Below are 742 nucleotides of genomic sequence, written 5' to 3' on the forward strand. Positions count from 1 at the left end.
ATCTACGTTTGTGAACATAACGAAGAAGGCGCAATGGGTCTGATGATCAACGCGCCTGTTGATATCACTGTAGGTAACATGCTCAAGCAAGTTGACGTGCAGCCTGTTCACCCACGCCTGTTTGAAGCCAGCTTAGATAGACCCGTCTACAATGGCGGTCCAATCTCAGAAGACCGTGGTTTTATTCTACATAAACCGAAAGATTACTATGAATCCAGCATTCAAATGACCGACGACCTTGCTGTCACCACTTCGCGAGATATTCTTTCCGTATTGGGGACAGAGGCTGAGCCAAGTGACTATTTGGTTGCTCTTGGTTATTCCGGTTGGAGTGCTGGTCAGTTAGAAAATGAACTGGTTGAAAACTCTTGGCTAACCATCGAAGCCACACCAGAAATCATCTTCGATACGCCCATTACAGAGCGCTGGAAAAAAGCGGTAGAAAAGCTAGGTATCGACCCAAGCCAATTGTCGGCAGACGCAGGTCATGCGTAACGCAACCGCCTTCCTTAACTTCCACTTCATTAAGATTTGAGACACTGTATGTCACGCACAATAATGGCCTTCGACTTCGGTACTAAAAGTATTGGTAGCGCGATTGGTCAAGAAATCACTGGCACCGCTTCACCACTGAAAGCGTTTAAAGCCAATGATGGCATTCCAAATTGGGATGACATCGAAAAACAAATTAAAGAATGGCAGCCAGACTTATTGGTCGTAGGCCTGCCAACGGATTTGCATG

General features: G+C 46.2%; 2 protein-coding genes. Both read left to right on the forward strand.

The annotated features are described in order from the left end of the window. A partial coding sequence (locus tag R8N47_RS24905; RefSeq protein WP_318186069.1) for a YqgE/AlgH family protein occupies positions 1–495 on the forward strand: 495 nt, incomplete at its 5' end. Between the two features lie 48 nt (positions 496–543). Further along, the coding region (gene ruvX / locus R8N47_RS24910) for a Holliday junction resolvase RuvX (protein WP_318186070.1) at positions 544–742 on the forward strand (199 nt) is incomplete at its 3' end.

It is taken from the genome of Vibrio sp. 2132-1 (assembly GCF_033344315.1).